At 68.9% G+C, this 17,683-nt stretch carries 14 protein-coding genes; 7 read left to right on the top strand and 7 right to left on the bottom strand.

Going from position 1 to position 17,683, the window contains the following annotated elements; translation table 11 throughout:
* Positions 1–39 precede the first annotated feature (39 nt).
* The 3 genes from RNZ50_04250 to RNZ50_04240 all read right to left on the bottom strand — a co-directional run bounded on the left by RNZ50_04250 (position 40) and on the right by RNZ50_04240 (position 5,119).
* Positions 40–1,932, bottom strand: a complete 1,893-nt coding sequence (locus tag RNZ50_04250) for a propionyl-CoA synthetase (protein ID MDT8854261.1) — start codon at positions 1,930–1,932, stop codon at positions 40–42.
* A gap of 154 nt (positions 1,933–2,086) precedes the next feature.
* Positions 2,087–2,665 carry a hypothetical protein gene (locus tag RNZ50_04245; GenBank protein ID MDT8854260.1) on the bottom strand — a complete coding sequence of 193 codons (579 nt, stop codon included), beginning with the start codon at positions 2,663–2,665 and terminating at the stop codon, positions 2,087–2,089.
* A gap of 174 nt (positions 2,666–2,839) precedes the next feature.
* Positions 2,840–5,119: an NADP-dependent malic enzyme gene (locus RNZ50_04240; GenBank protein ID MDT8854259.1), complete on the bottom strand. Its 2,280-nt coding sequence runs from the start codon at positions 5,117–5,119 to the stop codon at positions 2,840–2,842.
* A gap of 283 nt (positions 5,120–5,402) precedes the next feature.
* Here RNZ50_04240 and RNZ50_04235 point away from each other — a divergent pair, with 283 nt between their 5' ends.
* The 6 genes from RNZ50_04235 (at position 5,403) to RNZ50_04210 (ending at position 11,204) form a co-directional block, all read left to right on the top strand.
* On the top strand, positions 5,403–5,813 hold the full coding sequence (locus RNZ50_04235) for a cytidine deaminase (GenBank protein MDT8854258.1): 411 nt from the start codon (positions 5,403–5,405) through the stop codon (positions 5,811–5,813).
* Positions 5,814–7,121, top strand: a complete 1,308-nt coding sequence (locus RNZ50_04230; GenBank protein ID MDT8854257.1) for a thymidine phosphorylase — start codon at positions 5,814–5,816, stop codon at positions 7,119–7,121.
* Between the two features lies 1 nt (position 7,122).
* A complete protein-coding gene (locus RNZ50_04225; protein MDT8854256.1) occupies positions 7,123–8,319 on the top strand; it encodes a phosphopentomutase in 1,197 nt (398 codons plus the stop codon).
* Positions 8,316–9,308, top strand: coding sequence for an adenosine deaminase (locus RNZ50_04220; GenBank protein ID MDT8854255.1), 993 nt, complete (start codon positions 8,316–8,318; stop codon positions 9,306–9,308). Before RNZ50_04225 ends, RNZ50_04220 begins: the two co-directional genes overlap by 4 nt.
* Positions 9,301–9,933: a uracil phosphoribosyltransferase gene (gene upp, locus RNZ50_04215; GenBank protein ID MDT8854254.1), complete on the top strand. Its 633-nt coding sequence runs from the start codon at positions 9,301–9,303 to the stop codon at positions 9,931–9,933. The genes RNZ50_04220 and upp overlap by 8 nt, the downstream gene beginning before the upstream one ends.
* A 68-nt stretch (positions 9,934–10,001) precedes the next feature.
* On the top strand, positions 10,002–11,204 hold the full coding sequence (locus RNZ50_04210) for an SPOR domain-containing protein (protein MDT8854253.1): 1,203 nt from the start codon (positions 10,002–10,004) through the stop codon (positions 11,202–11,204).
* A gap of 95 nt (positions 11,205–11,299) precedes the next feature.
* On the opposite strand, the gene RNZ50_04205 is transcribed toward RNZ50_04210, so the two are convergent.
* A complete protein-coding gene (locus tag RNZ50_04205; GenBank protein ID MDT8854252.1) occupies positions 11,300–12,319 on the bottom strand; it encodes a hypothetical protein in 1,020 nt (339 codons plus the stop codon).
* 107 nt (positions 12,320–12,426) lie between these two features.
* A complete protein-coding gene (locus tag RNZ50_04200) occupies positions 12,427–14,061 on the bottom strand; it encodes an AMP-binding protein (GenBank protein MDT8854251.1) in 1,635 nt (544 codons plus the stop codon).
* 80 nt (positions 14,062–14,141) lie between these two features.
* Between RNZ50_04200 and RNZ50_04195 the strand changes: the two genes are divergently transcribed.
* Positions 14,142–15,083 (top strand): DMT family transporter, encoded by a 942-nt coding sequence (locus tag RNZ50_04195; protein ID MDT8854250.1) that lies wholly within the window; start codon positions 14,142–14,144, stop codon positions 15,081–15,083.
* Here the strand turns inward: RNZ50_04195 and RNZ50_04190 are convergent.
* Positions 15,047–15,634: a thymidine kinase gene (locus RNZ50_04190; GenBank protein ID MDT8854249.1), complete on the bottom strand. Its 588-nt coding sequence runs from the start codon at positions 15,632–15,634 to the stop codon at positions 15,047–15,049. The genes RNZ50_04195 and RNZ50_04190 overlap by 37 nt on opposite strands.
* 407 nt (positions 15,635–16,041) lie before the next feature.
* On the bottom strand, positions 16,042–17,397 hold the full coding sequence (locus tag RNZ50_04185) for a DEAD/DEAH box helicase (protein MDT8854248.1): 1,356 nt from the start codon (positions 17,395–17,397) through the stop codon (positions 16,042–16,044).
* Positions 17,398–17,683 lie beyond the last annotated feature (286 nt).

The following is a 17,683-nucleotide window of genomic DNA, read 5'->3' as shown; positions in this document are numbered from 1 at the left end:
CCGGGCCAATGCCGCAACGTCATGCGGGGCGGGCGCGCCCTATGCCTTTGCCAGCCCCAGTGCCTGCAGCGCCGCCCGGATCTCGTCGAGGATCGCCGGGTCGTCGATGGTGGCAGGGGCCTTGAACGGCTGGGAATCCGCGATCTTGACCATGGTGCCGCGCAGGATCTTGCCCGACCGGGTCTTGGGCAGGCGGTCCACGATGCAGGCGCGCTTGAAGTCGGCCACAGGGCCGATCCGGTCGCGCATCAGGGCGACGCATTCCTTGATGACCTCGGCCGGTTCGCGGTTCGAGCCGCGGTTCAGGCAGAGGAACCCCAGCGGCGACTGGCCCTTCAGCGCGTCGGCAACACCGATCACCGCGCATTCGGCCACGTCGGGGTGGCCCGCCAGCACCTCTTCCATCGCGCCGGTGGACAGGCGGTGACCGGCGACGTTGATCACGTCATCGGTGCGCGCCATGATGTAGAGGTAGCCGTCGGCATCGACATAGCCCGCGTCGCCGGTCTCGTAATAGCCGGGGAAATGGGTGAGGTAGCTTTTGACGAAACGATCCTCGGCGTTCCACAGCGTCGGCAGGGTGCCGGGGGGCAGGGGCAGCTTGACGGCAATCGCGCCAAGGGTGCCGGGCGATACCGGGTGGCCGCCTTCATCGAGCACCTGCACGTCGTATCCCGGCATGGCGACCGAGGGGCTGCCGATCTTGACCGGCAGCGGCTCGATTCCCATCGGGTTGGCGGCGATGGCCCAGCCGGTTTCGGTCTGCCACCAGTGGTCGATCACCGGCACGTTCAGGTGGCGCTGGGCCCAGTGGATCGTGTCGGGGTCGGCACGCTCGCCCGCAAGGAACAGGGTCTTCAGCGAGCGCAGGTTGTAGTCTTCGATCAGCTTGCCCTCGCTGTCCTCGCGCTTGATGGCGCGGAGCGCGGTGGGGGCGGTGAACAGCACCTTGACGCGCTGGTTCTGCACCACGCGCCAGAAGGCGCCGGCGTCGGGGGTGCCGACCGGCTTGCCTTCATAGACGATGGTGGTGGCCCCGGCCAGCAGCGGGCCGTAGCAGATGTAGCTGTGCCCCACGACCCAGCCCACGTCCGAGGCGGCCCAGAACACGTCGCCCGGATCGACATCGTAGATCGCCTTCATCGTCCAGTTCAGCGCCACCAGATGGCCCGCGGTCGGGCGCACCACGCCCTTGGGCTGGCCGGTGGTGCCCGAGGTGTAGAGGATGTAGGCCGGGTGGTCGCCCTCGACCGGCACGCATTCGGCAGGCTCTACCCCATACTGGAACGTCAGCCACGCCACGTCGCGGCCCTCGATCAGCTTGGCAACCTCTTGCTCGCGCTGGAAGATCACGCAGAAGTCGGGCTTGTGCGCCGCCTCTTCGATCGCCTTGTCGAGCAGGGGCTTGTAATGCACCACCCGGCCGGGTTCGAGCCCGCAGGAGGCGGCGATGATGCATTTGGGCGTGCAGTCGTCGATCCGCACCGCCAGTTCGTGCGCGGCAAAGCCGCCGAACACCACGGAATGGATGGCGCCGATCCGGGCGCAGGCCAGCATCGCCTCGAGCGCCTCGGGGACCATCGGCATGTAGATGATGACGCGGTCGCCCTTTTCGACGCCCTTCGCGCGCAGCGCACCGGCCAGGCTCGCCACGCGGGTCTGCAATTCGGCGTAGGTGATGCCCTTGGTCGAATGGGTGATCGGGCTGACATGCTTGATCGCGATCTGCTTGCCGCGCCCGGCCAGCACATGCCGGTCAACCGCGTTCCAGCAGGCGTTGACCTTTGCATCCTTGAACCATTCGTAGAGCGGCGCCTTTTCGTCGTTGAGCGCGCGCGTCGGACGCTCCACCCAGTCGATGCCTTCGGCGGCCTGCATCCAGAAGGTTTCGGGATCGGCTTTCCAGCCTGCGTAGATCTTTGCGTATGCCAATGTATACCTCCCCGGTCACGTTACGTCGTGTTACGCCGGGGAAGGCATTTACACAAGATTGTTGCGTGGGTGTTTTGCCGCAGGCCTGCGGCGGTTGGTCGCGGCTGATCTGCGCCGACCGGGGCGCGGCAGGTGCAGGGCGGTTCGAGCGGTGTCAGACAGCCCTTCGTTCTGCCCGGATTCTCAGGGCGGCGGCAGCCAGTGTTCCATAGGCCAGCAGTTCGAGAACCTCCTCCAGAAGCTGCGCGTTCGGCACCGGAAGCAGGTGCTTTTCCGCCAGGGTCGCCATGGCGAAAATGCCCAGGGCCAGCAGGATCAACCGGAAATCGGCCCCGAAGACCGCGCGCAGCCCGGCTGTCTTGTCCCCCTCGCGCTTCACCCAGGTGACCAGGGCGACGAGCACCAGGGCGCCGACGACCCAGGCTGACAAGACCTTGGCCTGCGCCACGGAATCGACCGACCAGCCGAAGATCCCGCCCCACGAAAGCTCACGGCAGAAGCCGGCCAGGGCACCGGCGGCGACGACCAGTCCGAAGGAAAGATAGGTCGCCGCATGGTCTGGCCTGACCCTGGCGCTTCTGAGCGACATCATCAGCCATGCCACGGCGGCAACGGCCAGCGCCACCGCACCAAGAACCTCGACCGGGCCATCCTCGCCCGAACGCCGAAGGAAAGCCCACAAGGGGGAAACGGTGTCGGTCAGATGACCGGAAGGCAGATCAGAACGCTGCAATGGATGATCCTGTTGCGGCAACATGGGCGGCAACGGCGCGAACCGATGAGCCTGCCCGGGTGTTGCCTGCCGGTCACCCCGCACGGATGCCGGGCACGGAGTTGCACTGGCGGTTGCATAGCGGAAACATCACAGGGAAGCAACAGCGGCCCCGGCGTGACCGTGCCCGGAGTCTCAGCCGTAGACCCCGACCGGCGTGCCCGCCAGCGCCGAGATGTTCAGCAAGCCGCGCGCCGTGATCGAAGGCGTCACGATATGGGCGCGGTTGCCCATGCCCATCAGGATCGGCCCGACCTCAAGCCCGTCGGCCTTGTAGCGCAGCATGTTGCGCGCGGTGTTGGCGGCATCGGTATAGGCGAAGACCAGAATGTTCGCCGCCCCCTGCATCCGCGACAGCGGAAAGACGCGGGCGCGCAGCTCGGGGTCGAGCGCCGCGTCGATCGACATTTCGCCCTCGAAGCAGAAATCCGGCTCGCGGTCGTCGAGAATCTCCATTGCGGCGCGCATCCGGCGGCCCGAGTCGGTGTCGAGGTTGCCGAAGTTGGAATGCGAGCACAGCGCCACGTTCGGCGTCACGCCGAAGCGGCGGGCGTGGCGGGCGGCGCCGATCACCGTGGTCGCGACCTGTTCGGGGGTGGGCACGGCGTTCACCTGGGTGTCGGCCACGAACAGCGGCCCGTCTTCCTGGATCATCAGCGAAAGCGCGCCCTGCGGATGCAGGCCGCCGCGGGCGAGAATCTGGCGGATGTAGTTCAGGTGCCAAAGGTATTGCCCGAAGGTGCCGCAGATCATGCTGTCGGCGTCGCCGCGATGCACGGCTACGGCGGCGATGGCGGTGGTGTTGGTCCGCATCACCGCCCGCGCGATGTCGGGCGTCACGCCGCGCCGCGCCATCAGGTCGTGATAGCTGCCCCAGTAGTCGCGGTAGCGGTGGTCGCTTTCGGGGTTCACGATCTCGAAATCGCGGTCGGGCCGGATCGGCAGGCCCGCGCGTTCGCAGCGGTGCGCGATGACCTCGGGGCGGCCGATCAGGATCGGGTTGTCGGTCGTTTCCTCCAGCATGGCGTTGGTGGCGCGCAGCACGCGCTCGTCCTCGCCTTCGGCAAAGACGATGCGGCGGGTCGAGTGGCGGGCGGCCTCGAACACCGGACGCATGATCAGCGCCGACTTGAACACCGACCCGTTGAGCTTCAGCCGGTAGGCATCGAGGTCGGCAATCGGCCGGGTGGCGACGCCGGTTTCCATCGCGGCCCTGGCCACGGCCGAGGCCACGACGCCGATCAGCCGCGGATCGAAGGGTTTCGGAATCAGGTAGTCGGCACCGAAGGTCAGCTGTTCGCCCTTGTAGGCGGCGGCGGCCTCGGCGCTGGTGGTGGCGCGGGCCAGCGCCGCGATGCCGTCGATGCAGGCGATCTGCATCGCGTCGTTGATCATGGTCGCGCCCACATCCAGCGCCCCGCGGAAGATGAACGGGAAGCAGAGGACGTTGTTGACCTGGTTGGGAAAATCGGACCGCCCGGTGGCGATGATCGCATCGGGGGCAACCGAGCGCACCTCGTCGGGGGTGATTTCGGGCGTCGGGTTGGCCAGGGCAAAGACGATGGGGCGCGGCGCCATGCGCGACACCATTTCCGGCGTCAGCACGCCGGGGCCGGAGAGGCCGAGAAACAGGTCCGCCCCGTCGATCACCTCGGTCAGGTGGCGCTTGTCGGAGGCCTGCGCATAGGCCGCCTTCTGCGGGTTCATGTCTTCCGTCCGGCCCTGGTAGACCAGACCGTGAATGTCGCAGAGCCAGATGTTCTCGCGCCGCACGCCCAGCTTCACCAGCATGTTCAGGCAGGCGATTCCCGCCGCCCCGCCGCCGGTGGAAACGATGCGGATGTCCTCGAACCGCTTGCCCGCGACGTGCAGCGCATTGGTCGCCGCCGCGCCCACCACGATCGCCGTGCCGTGCTGGTCGTCGTGGAACACCGGAATCTTCATCCGCTCGCGGCACAGCGCCTCGACGATGAAACAGTCGGGCGCCTTGATGTCCTCGAGGTTGATCGCCCCGAAGGTCGGCTCCAGCGCGCAGACGATGTCGGCCAGCCGGTAGGGGTCGGGCTCGTTCAACTCGATGTCGAAACAGTCGATGTTGGCGAACTTCTTGAACAGGACCGCCTTGCCCTCCATCACCGGCTTCGATGCCAGCGGGCCGATGTTGCCCAGGCCCAGCACGGCGGTGCCGTTGGTCACCACGCCGACCATGTTGCCGCGCCCGGTGTAGCGGCTGGCGGTGCCGGGGTCGGCCTTGATCTCGAGGCAGGCCTCGGCCACGCCGGGACTGTAGGCGCGGCTCAGGTCGCGGCCATTGGCCAGCGGCTTGGTGGCGCGGATCTCGAGCTTCCCCGGCTTGGGAAATTCGTGATAGTCCAGCGCCGCCTGCCGCGTCGTGTCGTGCCGAGCCTCGTCCATTCCGCCCTCCCGCAATCCGGGTCAATATCAAACCATGTGGCGGCCGCCGCAAGGCCCCGCATGATGCCGCGTCGCCTCTGCGGACCGTTCCCTTCCCGCCCGTTTCGCGACCCGTCTGCCCTGACCCCTTCTCATTGGTCCAAATACCCTCGGGGGTGGGGTCCGGGGCGGGGGCAGACAGCCCCCGCCCCGGCGCCGGCCGCGTGACCGGCGCCGGGGCCCGCGCCAAACCCCGCTTGCATCCCGCCCGACCGCGCAGCACACTCGTGACCAATTGGTCAGGATCGCCCGGAGGCCCCGCATGTCCCTTCTGAAAACCGCCACCGCCGTGCGCGAAAACGCCTATGCGCCCTATTCGCGCTTCAAGGTCGGGGCGGCGATCCGGGCGACCTCGGGGGCGGTCCATGCCGGTTGCAACGTGGAGAACGTGGCCTATCCCGAAGGCACCTGCGCCGAGGCCGGGGCGATTGCCGCGATGATCGCCGCGGGCGACAGCCGCATCGCCGAGGTGCTGGTGATCGCCGACAGCCCCGACCCGGTGCCGCCCTGCGGCGGCTGCCGCCAGAAGCTGGCCGAGTTTGCCGCCCCCGGCGTGGTCGTCACCCTCTGCACCACCGACGGCAAGACCCGCCAGACCACCGTGGCCGACCTGCTGCCCGGCGTGTTCACCGCCGCGCACATGGATCGCGCGTAGATGGATGCCCGCAGCATCATCGTCAGACTGCGCGACGGCACGCCGCCCGATGCCGATGAACTGGGTTGGTTCGCGCAGGGGCTGGCCTCGGGTGCGGTGACCGATGCGCAGGCCGGGGCCTTCGCCATGGCGGTCTGCCTGCGCGGGCTGGGCGAGGCCGGGCGGGTGGCGCTGACGCGCGCGATGCGCGATTCCGGCCAGGTGCTTGCCTGGGACATGCCCGGCCCGGTGCTCGACAAGCATTCCACCGGCGGTGTGGGCGACTGCATCTCGCTGCTGCTGGCCCCGGCGCTGGCGGCCTGCGGAGCATATGTGCCGATGATCTCGGGGCGGGGGCTGGGGCATACCGGCGGCACGCTCGACAAGCTGGAAGCCATTCCCGGCTTTCGCACCGCGCTATCGGAAGACCAGCTTCGCGCCCAGCTGCGCGACACCCGCTGCGCCATCGTGTCGGCCAGCGCGCAGATCGCCCCGGCCGACCGCCGCCTCTATGCGATCCGCGACGTCACCGGCACCGTGGAAAGCATCGACCTGATCACCGCCTCGATCCTGTCGAAGAAGCTTGCGGCGGGGCTGGAGGCGCTGGTGCTGGATGTGAAGGTCGGCTCGGGCGCCTTCATGAAGACCATGGAAGATGCCGAGGCGCTGGCTCGGGCGCTGGTTTCCGCGGCACAGGGGGCGGGCTGCATGACCGCCGCCCTGATCACCGACATGAGCCAGCCGCTGGCCACCGCCGCAGGCAACGCGCTGGAGGTGATCGAGGTGATGGAGACCCTGACCGGCACTTCGGTGAACGCCGCCCTCTGGGATCTGACGGCGGCGCTGGGCGGCGAGGCGCTGGCGCTGGGCGGGCTGGCCGCCGATGCCGAGGACGGGGCGGGGCGCATCGTGCAGGCGCTGGAAAGCGGGGCGGCTGCGGAATGGTTCGGACGCATGGTCGCGGCGCAGGGCGGCCCTGCCGATTTCGTCGAACGCTGGCCCGACCGGCTGCCCTCGGCCCCGGTGATGCGCGAGGTTCCTTGCCCCGGCACCGGCTTCGTGCAGGCGATCGACGGCGCGGCGCTGGGGCTGGCCGTGGTGCGGCTGGGCGGCGGGCGGCTGCGCGAGGGCGACCGGGTCAACCCCTCGGTAGGGCTGTCCGATCTGGCCGGGATCGGCGAGGAGGTGCATCCCGACCTGCCGCTGGCGATGGTTCATGCCGCGACCGAAGACGATGCGGCGGCGGCGGTGCGGGCTGTGCAGGCCGCCTACCATCTGGCCGCGACCGCCCCGCCCGACCCGCCGCTGGTTCACAAGAGGATCGCCTGAGATGCCCCGCGCCTTCCTTGTGGTGATGGACAGTGTCGGCTGCGGCGGTGCGCCCGATGCGGCGGCGTTCGGCGACGAAGGTGCCAACACGCTGGCCCACATTGCCGCCGAATGTGCGGCGGGCCGGGCCGACAAGGGCCGCGCCGGGCCGCTGCGCCTGCCGGTGCTGGACGCGCTGGGGCTGGGGGCGGCGGTGCGGCTGGCCTCGGGCGATGCCACGCCGGGGCTCGATGCCGTGCCGACCGGGCGCTGGGGGGCGGCCACCGAGGTGTCGCGCGGCAAGGACACGCCGTCGGGCCACTGGGAACTGGCGGGGGTGCCGGTGCCGTGGGAGTGGACCTATTTCCCCGACACGACGCCCGCCTTTTCCGACGCGCTGGTGGCCGAGGTCTGCCGTCTGGCGGGGACCGATGGCATCCTTGGCAACTGCCATGCCTCGGGCGTGCCGATCATCGACCGGCTGGGGCCGGAGCATCTGCGGACCGGCTGGCCGATCTGCTACACCTCGGCCGACAGCGTGTTCCAGATCGCGGCGCATGAACAGGCGTTCGGGCTGGACCGGCTGATTGCGCTGTGCAGCGATCTGGCCCCGACGCTGCACGCGATGCGGGTCGGCCGGGTGATCGCGCGCCCCTTCACCGGGGTTGAGGGCGCGTTCCGGCGCACCGCCAACCGGCGCGACTTCGCCATCGCGCCGCCAGCGCCGACGCTGCTCGACTGGGTGCAGGATGCCGGCCGCGCGACCCATGCGGTGGGCAAGATCGGTGACATATTCTCGATGCAGGGCATCGGCACGCTGCACAAGGGCACATCCGACGCTGCACTTTTCGAACAATTGATGGCGCTGGCGGATGATGCCGAGCCCGGTTCCTTTACATTTGCCAACTTTGTCGAGTTCGACAGCCTTTATGGCCACCGCCGCGACGTGGCGGGCTATGCGCGGGCGCTGGAATGGTTCGATGCGGTCGCGGCGGGGTTTCTGGCGCGGTTGCGGCCCGGCGATCTGGCGATCTTTACCGCCGATCACGGCAACGACCCGACCTTTCGCGGCACCGAACACACCCGCGAACGGGTGCCGGTGCTGGTGGCGGGGGCCGGGACGGGCAGTCTGGGGATCGTCGGTTTCACAGATGTCGCGGCCAGCATTGCGGCGCATCTTGGCGTGCCCGCCCATGGGCCGGGGAGGTCTTTCCTTTGACGATCAAGGACTTGCCGAAGGTGGAATTGCACCTGCATCTGGAAGGGGCCGCCCCGCCCGCCTTCATCCGCGGGCTGGCGCGGGAAAAGGGCATGGACCTCGGCGGGCTGTTCAATGACAGGGGCGGCTATGCCTTCACGGATTTCGGGCAGTTCCTGAAGGTTTACGAAGCCGCGACCGGCACGCTGAAAACCCCGATGGATTATCACCGCCTGACGCTGGCGGTGCTGGAGGAATCTGCCGCAAGTGGCGTGATCTATTGCGAAACCTTCCTGTCGCCCGACTTTTGCGGCGGGCGCGACCTTGGGGCCTGGAGCGAATACCTGCACGCCATCCGCGAGGCGGCCGAAAGCGCCGAGCGGTCGCATGGCATCACGCTGCGCGGCATCGTGACCTGCATCCGGCATTTCGGCCCCGAAAAAGCGCGCGAAACGGCGCGATGCGCGGCGGAAACGGCGGGGAACTGGCTGGTGGGGTTCGGCATTGCCGGGGACGAAAAGGTAGGGAAACCCAAGGACTTCGCCTATGCTTTTGACATGGCGCGCGAAGCGGGTCTTCGCCTGACCGCCCATGCCGGCGAGTGGGGCGGGCCCGAGAGCATCAGCGACGCGCTGGCGGCGCTGCGCCCGGAACGGATCGGCCACGGCGTGCGCGCCATCGAGGATCTGGCGCTGGTGGACCGGCTGGCCGAAACCGGCATCGTGCTGGAGGTCTGCCCCGGGTCGAACATCGCACTGGGTCTTTACCCGTCGTGGCGTGACCACCCGATTGCCGAACTGCACCGGCGTGGCGTGAAGGTCACCGTCTCGACCGACGACCCGCCGTTCTTCCACACCAGCATGGCGCTGGAATATGATCGGCTGCACGACGCCTTCGACTGGGACGAACCGATGTTCCGCGCCATTGCCCGCACCAGCCTTGACGCCGCCTTCTGCGACGCCGATACCCGCGCCCGCATCCTCAGCCGTCTGGAGCCCGCCCATGCTTGACCATCTGACCATCGTCGACCACCCGCTGGTGCAGCACAAGCTGTCGATCATGCGCAAGAAGGAAACCTCGACCGCGGGCTTCCGCCGCCTGCTGCGCGAGATCAGCCTGCTGCTGGCCTACGAGGTGACGCGGGAACTGGCGATGACCACGATGCGGATCGAGACGCCGATCTGCGAGATGGACGCGCCGACTCTGGATGGCAAGAAGCTGGCGCTGATTTCCATCCTGCGGGCGGGGAACGGGCTGCTGGACGGGATTCTGGAGCTGATCCCGGCGGCGCGGGTCGGGTTTGTCGGGCTTTACCGCGACCCCGAGACGCTGCAACCGGTGCAGTATTACTGCAAGCTGCCCGACGGGCTGGACGAACGGATGAGCATCGTGGTCGACCCGATGCTGGCCACCGGCAATTCGTCGGTCGCGGCGATCGACCTGCTGAAGAGGGCTGGTGCGAAGAACATCCGCTTCCTGTGTCTGCTGGCCGCGCCCGAAGGTGTGGCGCGGATGCAGGCGGCGCACCCCGACGTTCCCATCGTCACCGCGGCGCTGGATAGTCACCTGAACGAGCACGGTTACATCGTGCCGGGCCTAGGAGATGCGGGCGACCGGATGTTTGGCACAAAATAGAGGGACATTCCGCTTTACTCGGAAACAATCCCATTGCATGATTCGGCCCACGCTACATGGGGGTAGTCATGCTGTTGAAGGTGTTGTCGGTTGCCGTATGGGCCGCCGTTGCGGGTGTTTGCGCGGCCAACGCCCAGACGATTGACCGGATCGGAGGCCCGCGCGAACTGCCGCCCGCAGGCTACCAGGGCCAGATGTTCGTGGACAGCCGGGGCTGCGTGTTCCTGCGGGCCGGTTATGGCGGTCAGGTGAACTGGGTGCCAAGGGTGTCGCGCGACCGCAAGGTGCTGTGCGGCTACCCGCCCACGGCCGGGGCGAGGCGGGTCGCGCCGCCGGTGATGGCAGAGGCGCCCGCGCCGACGCCGATGCCCGCGCCGCGCGCCGTCGGTGCGCCGATCGACACTGTTGCCAGCCTGACGACAGCGCCCACCATCCGGCAGAAGCCGACCGGCGTCCGGGTGCCGGCGGCCAGCTACGCCCCGCCGCCGGTCGTGATGCCCGCGCCGCGGATGCAGGTGGTGATCGCCCCGCGCCCGGCGCAGGTGCCCCCGCCGGTGATCGTCACGCGGCCGGTGGTGCGGGCGCAGACGGTGCCCGCGACCGAAGGCTGCCCCGCGTCCTCGCCCTATGGCCAGCGCGCCCAACTGACCGACGGGCGCACGACCTTTGTCTGCGCGCCCTATCCCGAGCCGTTGGGCAGCCGCACCGTGGCCGCAGGGGCAGGGCAGCCGGTGGTGGTCGCCGGGCAGTATCGCCAGCCCGTGCAGACGGTTACGCGTCGGCAGGCGGTGGTGGCGGTCATTCCGCCCGCGCCCGCAGGCTGGAAACAGGCCTGGACCGACGGCCGCCTGAACCCGCAGCGCGGGCTGGGCACGCTGTCGGGGCAGGCAGCGCAGGATCAGGTCTGGACGCGCGACGTGCCTGCCGAACTGGTGGCCGCGCCGGTGACCCGCCGCGTTGTGGTTTCAACCCGGTCGGCGGCAAAGCCGCAGGTGCATGTATCGACCCGGTCGGAGCCGCCCGCCAGAGCCGCGACCGGCGCTGCGGGCCGGTTCTACGTGCAGGTTGGCAGTTTCGGGGAACCGTCGAATGCAGAAGGCGCGCGGGCGCGGCTGGCGGGGCTTGGCCTGCCGGTGGCCTCGCAGCGGCAAAGCCGCAACGGCAAGGCGTTGCAGACCGTGCTGGCCGGGCCCTTCGCCTCGGCCGGGCAGGCGCAGGCGGCGCTGGCCGCGGCGCGGCAGTCGGGTTTCGGGGATGCCTTCATCCGGTAGATCAGGAAGACCAGCAGACAAGACGTCGGGCAGGACGCGACCTTGCGCCCCCTTGCAGCAGCAGGGGGGCGCTTTTTTCTGGCCGCTCGGGGCGGCTATTCGGAACAGATCGCCTGCAGGCTGACCCAGTCGCCATCGGCCATCACTGGCCGGGGCGCGCCGCTGCGGAAGGGGTCGGCCTCGATCAGCGGCAGCACCGACTCGCCGCTCGGGTCCAGCGCAAAGGCATAGGGGGTCGAGGGCACGCCCGCCGCCTCGAACCTTGGCAGCAGCAGGCCTGCGTCGAGCGGTTCGCGCGTCTGGCGCAGGATCACCTCGGCATAGCCCGCCACCGCGTCGGGCGACAGCACCCCGGTGGTCAGCAGGCGGAAGGTCGCGGTCAGCCCGGCGTGGCGCAAGAGCGGCAGCAGCGGGTCTTCTTCGGCATTGCGCGCCATTTCGGAAAGGGCATAGCCGGCCAGCACCTCGGGGCCGTCGTGGTCTTCCAGCAGGGCGCGGTTCACCAGCACGATCTGGCCGGGCAGGTGCAGCGCCGGGGACTGGCCGTCGCGCAGCACGAGGATCAGCGGCTTGGGGCTGCCGAACAGGCGTTCGGACAGGGCGTCGAGCGCGCGCTGGCCCAGATCGCCCGCACAGGGCGCGCCGGTGACGCGGCGCAGGTCGTCGAGTGCCATCAGGCCGATCTCGGTCCGGGTGGCGGGCGGCACCACCAGGGCGGTCTGTTCCACCAGCTTGCCCGGCATCCAGAACAGCGCCAGCGCCAGCACCAGCGAGGTGGAGCCGATCAGCACGCTGTTGCGCAGCCGCCCCGGGTGCGGCCGCGCCGCCGCCAGCGCGCCGCGCACGGTATCAAGCGCGGCAATCATCACCGGGTCGTCGATTTCCAGCGTTTCATCGGCATCGGCGCCGGGGGCGAACAGGGCAGGCATTTCGCCGGGGTTGAGCCGTTCCACCGCGGGCAGCGACCAGTGCGACAGCGCGTCTTCGCTGCGCGGATCGGAAAGCACCAATGTGGCCTCGCCGAAGCTGACCAGGACCTCGCGGCGCTGCGCCTCGGGCGCATCGCGCCACAGGCCGTTGCTTTCCAGCTTCAGATACTTCTTCAGCGCCGTCATGGGCGGTCAGGGCCTTTCGCCGGTCTGGGGCGACGATAGCGCAGCGCGTGCGGGGTCACAATCGCCGACGCGCGCAGACTTTTTCGCCATTCCGGTGCCATCCCATCTCAATCCGGCCCGATCAGCCGGGCGACGGCGCGCAGCTCGTATTTCTGGATCTTGCCGGTCGAGGTTTTCGGCAGGTCGCAGAACACCACGTTCTTTGGGGTCTTGAACCCCGCCAGCCGGTCGCGGGCGAAACCGATCAGTTCGCTTTCGGTTGCCATGCGGCCGGGTTTCAGTTCGACGAAGGCGCAGGGCACCTCGCCCCATTTCGCGTCGGGCTTGGCGACCACGGCACAAAGCAGCACGGCCGGGTGGTGCATCAGCACGCCCTCGACCTCGACCGACGAGACGTTCTCGCCGCCCGAGATGATGATGTCCTTGGCGCGGTCGGTGATCTTGATGTAGCCGTCGGGGTGGCAGAAGGCGATGTCGCCGGTGCGGAACCAGCCGCCCTTGAACGCCTGCGCCGTGGCGGCGGGGTCGCGGAAGTAGCCCTTCATCACCATGTTGCCGCGCAGCGCGATCTCGCCCAGGTGGGCCGCGTCGCGCGCGACGGGTGCGCCTGCGCTGTCATGCACCTCGGCGCCTTCGAGCGTCGGCATGGCGACGCCGGTGCGGGCTTTCAGCGCGGCGCGGTCGTCGCCTGCGATGCCATCCCAGTCCGGTTTCCAGATGCATTCGGTGGCGGGGCCGTAAACCTCGGTCAGCCCGTAGACCTGCGTCACGTTGAACCCCAGCGGCTCGATCGCGGCCAGCGTGGCGGCGGGGGGCGGGGCGCCGACGGTGAAGACCTCGACCACATGCGAAAAGTCGCGGCGGTCTTCGGGGCGGGCGTTGATCAGGGTGTTCAGCACGATCGGCGCGCCGCCGAAATGGGTCACGCCTTCATCCGCTATGGCGTCGTAGATCGCCCTGGCGGTGATGTCGCGGCAGCAGACCACGGTGCCGCCCAGCATCGGGATCATCCAGGTGTGACACCAGCCGTTGCAGTGGAACAGCGGCACGATCGTCAGATAGACCGGGTAAAGCACCATCCGCCAGGCAATCGCATTGCCCATGGTGGCAAGGTAGGCGCCGCGGTGGTGGTAGACCACGCCCTTCGGCCGGCCCGTCGTGCCCGAGGTGTAGTTGAGCGCCAGGCTTTCCCATTCATCCTGCGGCATCAGCCAGTCGGCGGCGGGGTCGCCTTCGGCCAGCAGCGCCTCGTATTCGGTGTGCCGCCCCGAGGGCGCAAAGCCCGCCTCGCGGTCGGCCACCTCGACGATCAGCGGGGCGGGGCCGGGCAGCAGGGCGATGGCGGCCTCGGCCAGCGCCAGAAAGGCCGTGTCGCACAGCACCAGCTTCGCCTCGCCGTGGCCCAGGATGTAGGCCACGGTTTCCACATCCAGCCGGATGTTGATGGTGTTGAGCACGGCGCCGCAGGCGGGCACGCCGAAATGCGCCTCGGCTTGCGCCGGGATGTTGGGCAGAAGGGTCGCCACCACGTCGCCGGGGGCGATGCCGCGTGCCGTCAGGGCCGAGGCAAGCTGGCTGACCCGGGCGGCGTAATCGGCATAGGTCAGCCGCGTCCGGCCATAGACGATCGCCGTGCGGTCGGCATGGACATCGGCCGCCCGTTTCAGATGCGACAGCGGCGTTAGGGCTGTGTGGTTTGCCGCGCATTTCCCCAGCCCGGTTTCATCGGCCAACCAGCCCATAGCGTCCTCCCATGTCGCATTCCGGCGCGCATCTTGACCGCCCGCGCGCCAGTTGGAAAGGGACAAAGCCAGAGGCGCACATGAACCCGACCCCCGACCGAACGCTGGCCGCTGCCGGTGCCATCCTGATCTATGCCATGGTGATCGGCTTCACCGACAATTACGTGCGGGTGATCGCCGCCGAGGCCGGGCTGTGGCAGTTCCACGCCACCCGGTCTGCGATGGCACTGGGGCTGGTGGCGCTGCTGGCCTGGCCCTTGGGGTTTCGCCTGCGGCCGGTGCGGTTCGGGGCGGTGCTGGCGCGGTCGGCCATTCACGGCTTTGCCATGCTGATCTATTTCGGCTGCCTTGCCTTCCTGCCGGTGGCGCAGGTGGCGGCGGGGCTGTTCACCGCGCCGATCTTCGTGCTGCTGATCGCGCGCTTTGCCTATGGCCAGCGCATCGGGCCGGTGCGGATCGTCGCGGTGGCGGCGGGGTTTCTGGGCGTGCTGCTGGTGCTGGGGCCGAGTGCGATGGGCGGGGCCTCGGTCGCCGCCGTGCTGCCGGTGCTGGCGGGGGCGCTCTATGCCATGGGAAACATCGCGACCCGCGAATGGTGCGCGGGGGAATCGGCGGAAACCCTGCTGGCGGGGTTCTTTGCCGTGCTGGGGCTGTTCGGGGCGATAGGGGTCGGGCTGCTGGCGCTTTACCCGCTGGAGGTGCCGGCGGGGGCTGCGGGCTTCGTGCAGCGCGGCTGGGTCTGGCCGTCGCAGTCGTTCTGGTTCTGGACCTTCGTGCAGGCGGCGGGGTCGCTGTTCGGGGTCGGCATGATGATCAAGGCCTATCAGATAGCCGAGGCCAGCCGGGTGTCGGTGTTCGAATATGTCATCCTGCCCGCCTCGGCCCTGTGGGGCTGGCTGATCTGGTCCGAGGTGCAGGGGCTTCAGGCGGTGCTGGGCATGGCGCTGATTGCCGGGGCGGGGGTGCTGATCGTGCTGCGCGCGGCTCAGCCCGCCGCATCGCCCACCGCCGCGCGCCAGTGACGGCGGCACATCGAAACATAGGTTTCGTTGCCGCCGATCTGCACCTGTTCGCCGTCTTGCAACGCCCGCCCGTCGGGCCCCTTGCGCACCACCATGGTCGCCTTGCGCCCGCAGGCGCAGATGGTGCGGACCTCGCGCATCTCGTCGGCCCAGGCCAGCAGCGCGGCCGATCCGGGGAAAAGCGCGCCGCGGAAATCGACGCGCAGCCCGTAGCACATCACCGGCACGCCCAGATCATCGACCGCCCGGGCGAGTTGCCAGACCTGTGGCCGCGTCAGGAATTGCGCTTCGTCAATGAAAACGCAAGCGAGCGGGCCTGAAGCCTGCCGAAGCTTGATCTTTTCGAACATGTCGTCATCGGGCGCGAAAGTATCGGCGGGTTCGCCGATGCCGATCCGGCTGGCGATGCGGCCCTCGCCCGCCCTTGTGTCGAATTGCGCCGTGACAAGGTAGGTCGCCATGCCGCCCTCGCGGTAATTGTGCGAGGCCTGCAGCAGCGCGGTCGATTTGCCCGCGTTCATCGTGGAATAGTGGAAGTGGAGTTTTGCCATGCCTGCCCTTAGCAAATGCCCCGGCCTGCAGGCAAGGGCAGGCGGGGCCTTGCCGCACCGGGCGGGGCACACAACTGGCGGGGAGCCGCAGCGGCCGTCGGAACCATCACCGCGACCGCGGTCCTCCGTAAGACCGGGATCGCCAAAACCGCTGAACATGACAGGCCCGGCGCGCCGCCGACTGACTGTCCGGCGGTCGCGACTTGCTCGATCTTCCTGCGGCGGCCCCCCACCTTGCCGATGCCTAGGCATCGGCCACTCGTTACAGTTCCGGTTTCCCGGGCCTGGACAGTGCAACACAAACCCCTGCCATCCGATTAATGGCAGCAGGGGTGCAGTGCCGGGCGCAAGGTGGAGCGGGCGAACAGGCAGGCAGGCGAACGGCGGGCCGACGCCCGCCGCCAGCGTCAGGCCGAGGTGCGGCTGCCGGTGCGCGCCGCGCCGCCCGGACGGCGGTTCTGCCCCGGCTTGCTGGGCGCGCCATAGCCGCCGCCGCTGGCGGGCCGACCGGCCGAGGCGGGTTTGGCGCCCGGTTTGGCCGTCCCGCTGCGCGGTGCGGGCTTGCCCTGGCCGCCGCCCTGCGGACGGCCCCGGCCCTGGTTCGGCTTGGGAGCCGCGGCCGACACGTCCATCGCCCAGGCAGCGCCGCCCAGCACCGGAATCCCGGTCTTCAGCAGCTTTTCGACGGCGCGGAACTCTTCCATCTCGGCCGGGGCACAGAAGGCCACGGCCTTGCCATCCGCCCCGGCGCGCGCCGTGCGGCCGATCCGGTGGACGTAGTTTTCCGGCACGTTCGGCATGTCGTAGTTGTAGACGTGCCGCACGCCCGAAATGTCGATGCCGCGCGCCGCGACATCGGTCGCCACCAGCACGTCGAGGCTGCCGTCACGGAACTCGCTCAGCGTGCGCTCGCGCTGGTTCTGGCTCTTGTTGCCGTGGATCGAGCCGGCCTTGAAGCCCCAGCTGACCAGCAGTTTCATCAGCTTTTCAGAACCATGCTTGGTGCGCCCGAACACCAGCGCCATCTCGCCCGGATGGGTTTTCAGGTAGCCTTCCAGCAGGCGGGCCTTGTCGCCCTGCGGGGTGAAGTGCACGCCCTGCACGATCTTCTCGATCGGCTTGCCCGGAGGGGCGACCTGCACCTTGACCGGGTCGCGCAGGTAGGTCTGCGCCAGATCCTCGATCAGCTTCGGCATGGTGGCCGAGAACAGAAGCGTCTGGCGTTTCAGGGGGATATGCCGCGCGATCTTCTTCAGGGCATGGATGAAGCCCATGTCGAGCATCTGGTCGGCCTCGTCCAGCACCAGATAGCCGCAATGTTCAAGGCTGACGGCGTTGCGGTCGAGAAGGTCGATCAGGCGGCCGGGGGTTGCCACCAGCACATCGGCGCCGCGCGCCAGCCGTTCGGTCTGCCGGAAGATCGACGCACCGCCGGTCACTGTGGCGACCTTGACGGCCGTGCCCTTGGTAAACACTTCCAGCGCCTCGGAAATCTGGCTGACCAACTCGCGGGTCGGGGCCATGATCAGGGCGCGGACGGTGCGGGGCGCCGGGGGGTGGCCGATGTCGAGCAGTCGGTGCAAGAGCGGCAGGCCGAAGGCCGCCGTCTTGCCGGTGCCGGTCTGGGCCAGGCCCATCAGGTCACGGCCCTGCATGATCAGCGGGATCGCCTGCATCTGGATCGGCGTCGGGGTGGTGTAGCCGGCCTTTTCAAGGCCCTTGGTCAGTTTCGGGCTGAGGCCGAGGCTGTCGAACGTTGTCATCTTGTTCTTTCAAATGGCGGACACGGCCGCCGCAATGGAGGTTCGGACCCCGACAGGCGGGGCAGGACGGAGGAGCGGCCAGAGCCTCGCGCCCATAGCCGGATGCCACGCGCGCCGATCTGGTCGCGGTGCCCCTGCGTGAAGGTGGGAACCTGGATCACCTGCCCTGATCCGAACTCCGGGAAGGAATCGGACGGCTGCTCACGCGGCAGCGGGCGTCGGTTGAGGGGGAGATGAGGGTTTTGAAGCCATAAGTCAAGCATATGATTTCGCCGCCATGGGGACG

The sequence above is a fragment of the Paracoccaceae bacterium Fryx2 genome (genome assembly GCA_032334235.1).
Lineage (GTDB): Bacteria > Pseudomonadota > Alphaproteobacteria > Rhodobacterales > Rhodobacteraceae > JAVSGI01.
Note: the sequence above shows the minus strand (reverse complement) of the source record. Positions and strands in the feature narration are given on the sequence as shown.

What these genes read in the sequence shown, in the direction of transcription:
- RNZ50_04240 (MDT8854259.1), bottom strand. Translation starts at nt 5,119, where the DNA reads ATGGACGAGGCTCGGCACGACACGACGCGGCAGGCGGCGCTGGACTAT.
- RNZ50_04230 (MDT8854257.1), top strand. Translation starts at nt 5,814, where the DNA reads ATGGATGCCCGCAGCATCATCGTCAGACTGCGCGACGGCACGCCGCCC.
- RNZ50_04225 (MDT8854256.1), top strand. Translation starts at nt 7,123, where the DNA reads ATGCCCCGCGCCTTCCTTGTGGTGATGGACAGTGTCGGCTGCGGCGGT.
- upp (MDT8854254.1), top strand. Translation starts at nt 9,301, where the DNA reads ATGCTTGACCATCTGACCATCGTCGACCACCCGCTGGTGCAGCACAAG.
- RNZ50_04210 (MDT8854253.1), top strand. Translation starts at nt 10,002, where the DNA reads ATGCTGTTGAAGGTGTTGTCGGTTGCCGTATGGGCCGCCGTTGCGGGT.
- RNZ50_04205 (MDT8854252.1), bottom strand. Translation starts at nt 12,319, where the DNA reads ATGACGGCGCTGAAGAAGTATCTGAAGCTGGAAAGCAACGGCCTGTGG.
- RNZ50_04200 (MDT8854251.1), bottom strand. Translation starts at nt 14,061, where the DNA reads ATGGGCTGGTTGGCCGATGAAACCGGGCTGGGGAAATGCGCGGCAAAC.
- RNZ50_04195 (MDT8854250.1), top strand. Translation starts at nt 14,142, where the DNA reads ATGAACCCGACCCCCGACCGAACGCTGGCCGCTGCCGGTGCCATCCTG.
- RNZ50_04190 (MDT8854249.1), bottom strand. Translation starts at nt 15,634, where the DNA reads ATGGCAAAACTCCACTTCCACTATTCCACGATGAACGCGGGCAAATCG.
- RNZ50_04185 (MDT8854248.1), bottom strand. Translation starts at nt 17,397, where the DNA reads ATGACAACGTTCGACAGCCTCGGCCTCAGCCCGAAACTGACCAAGGGC.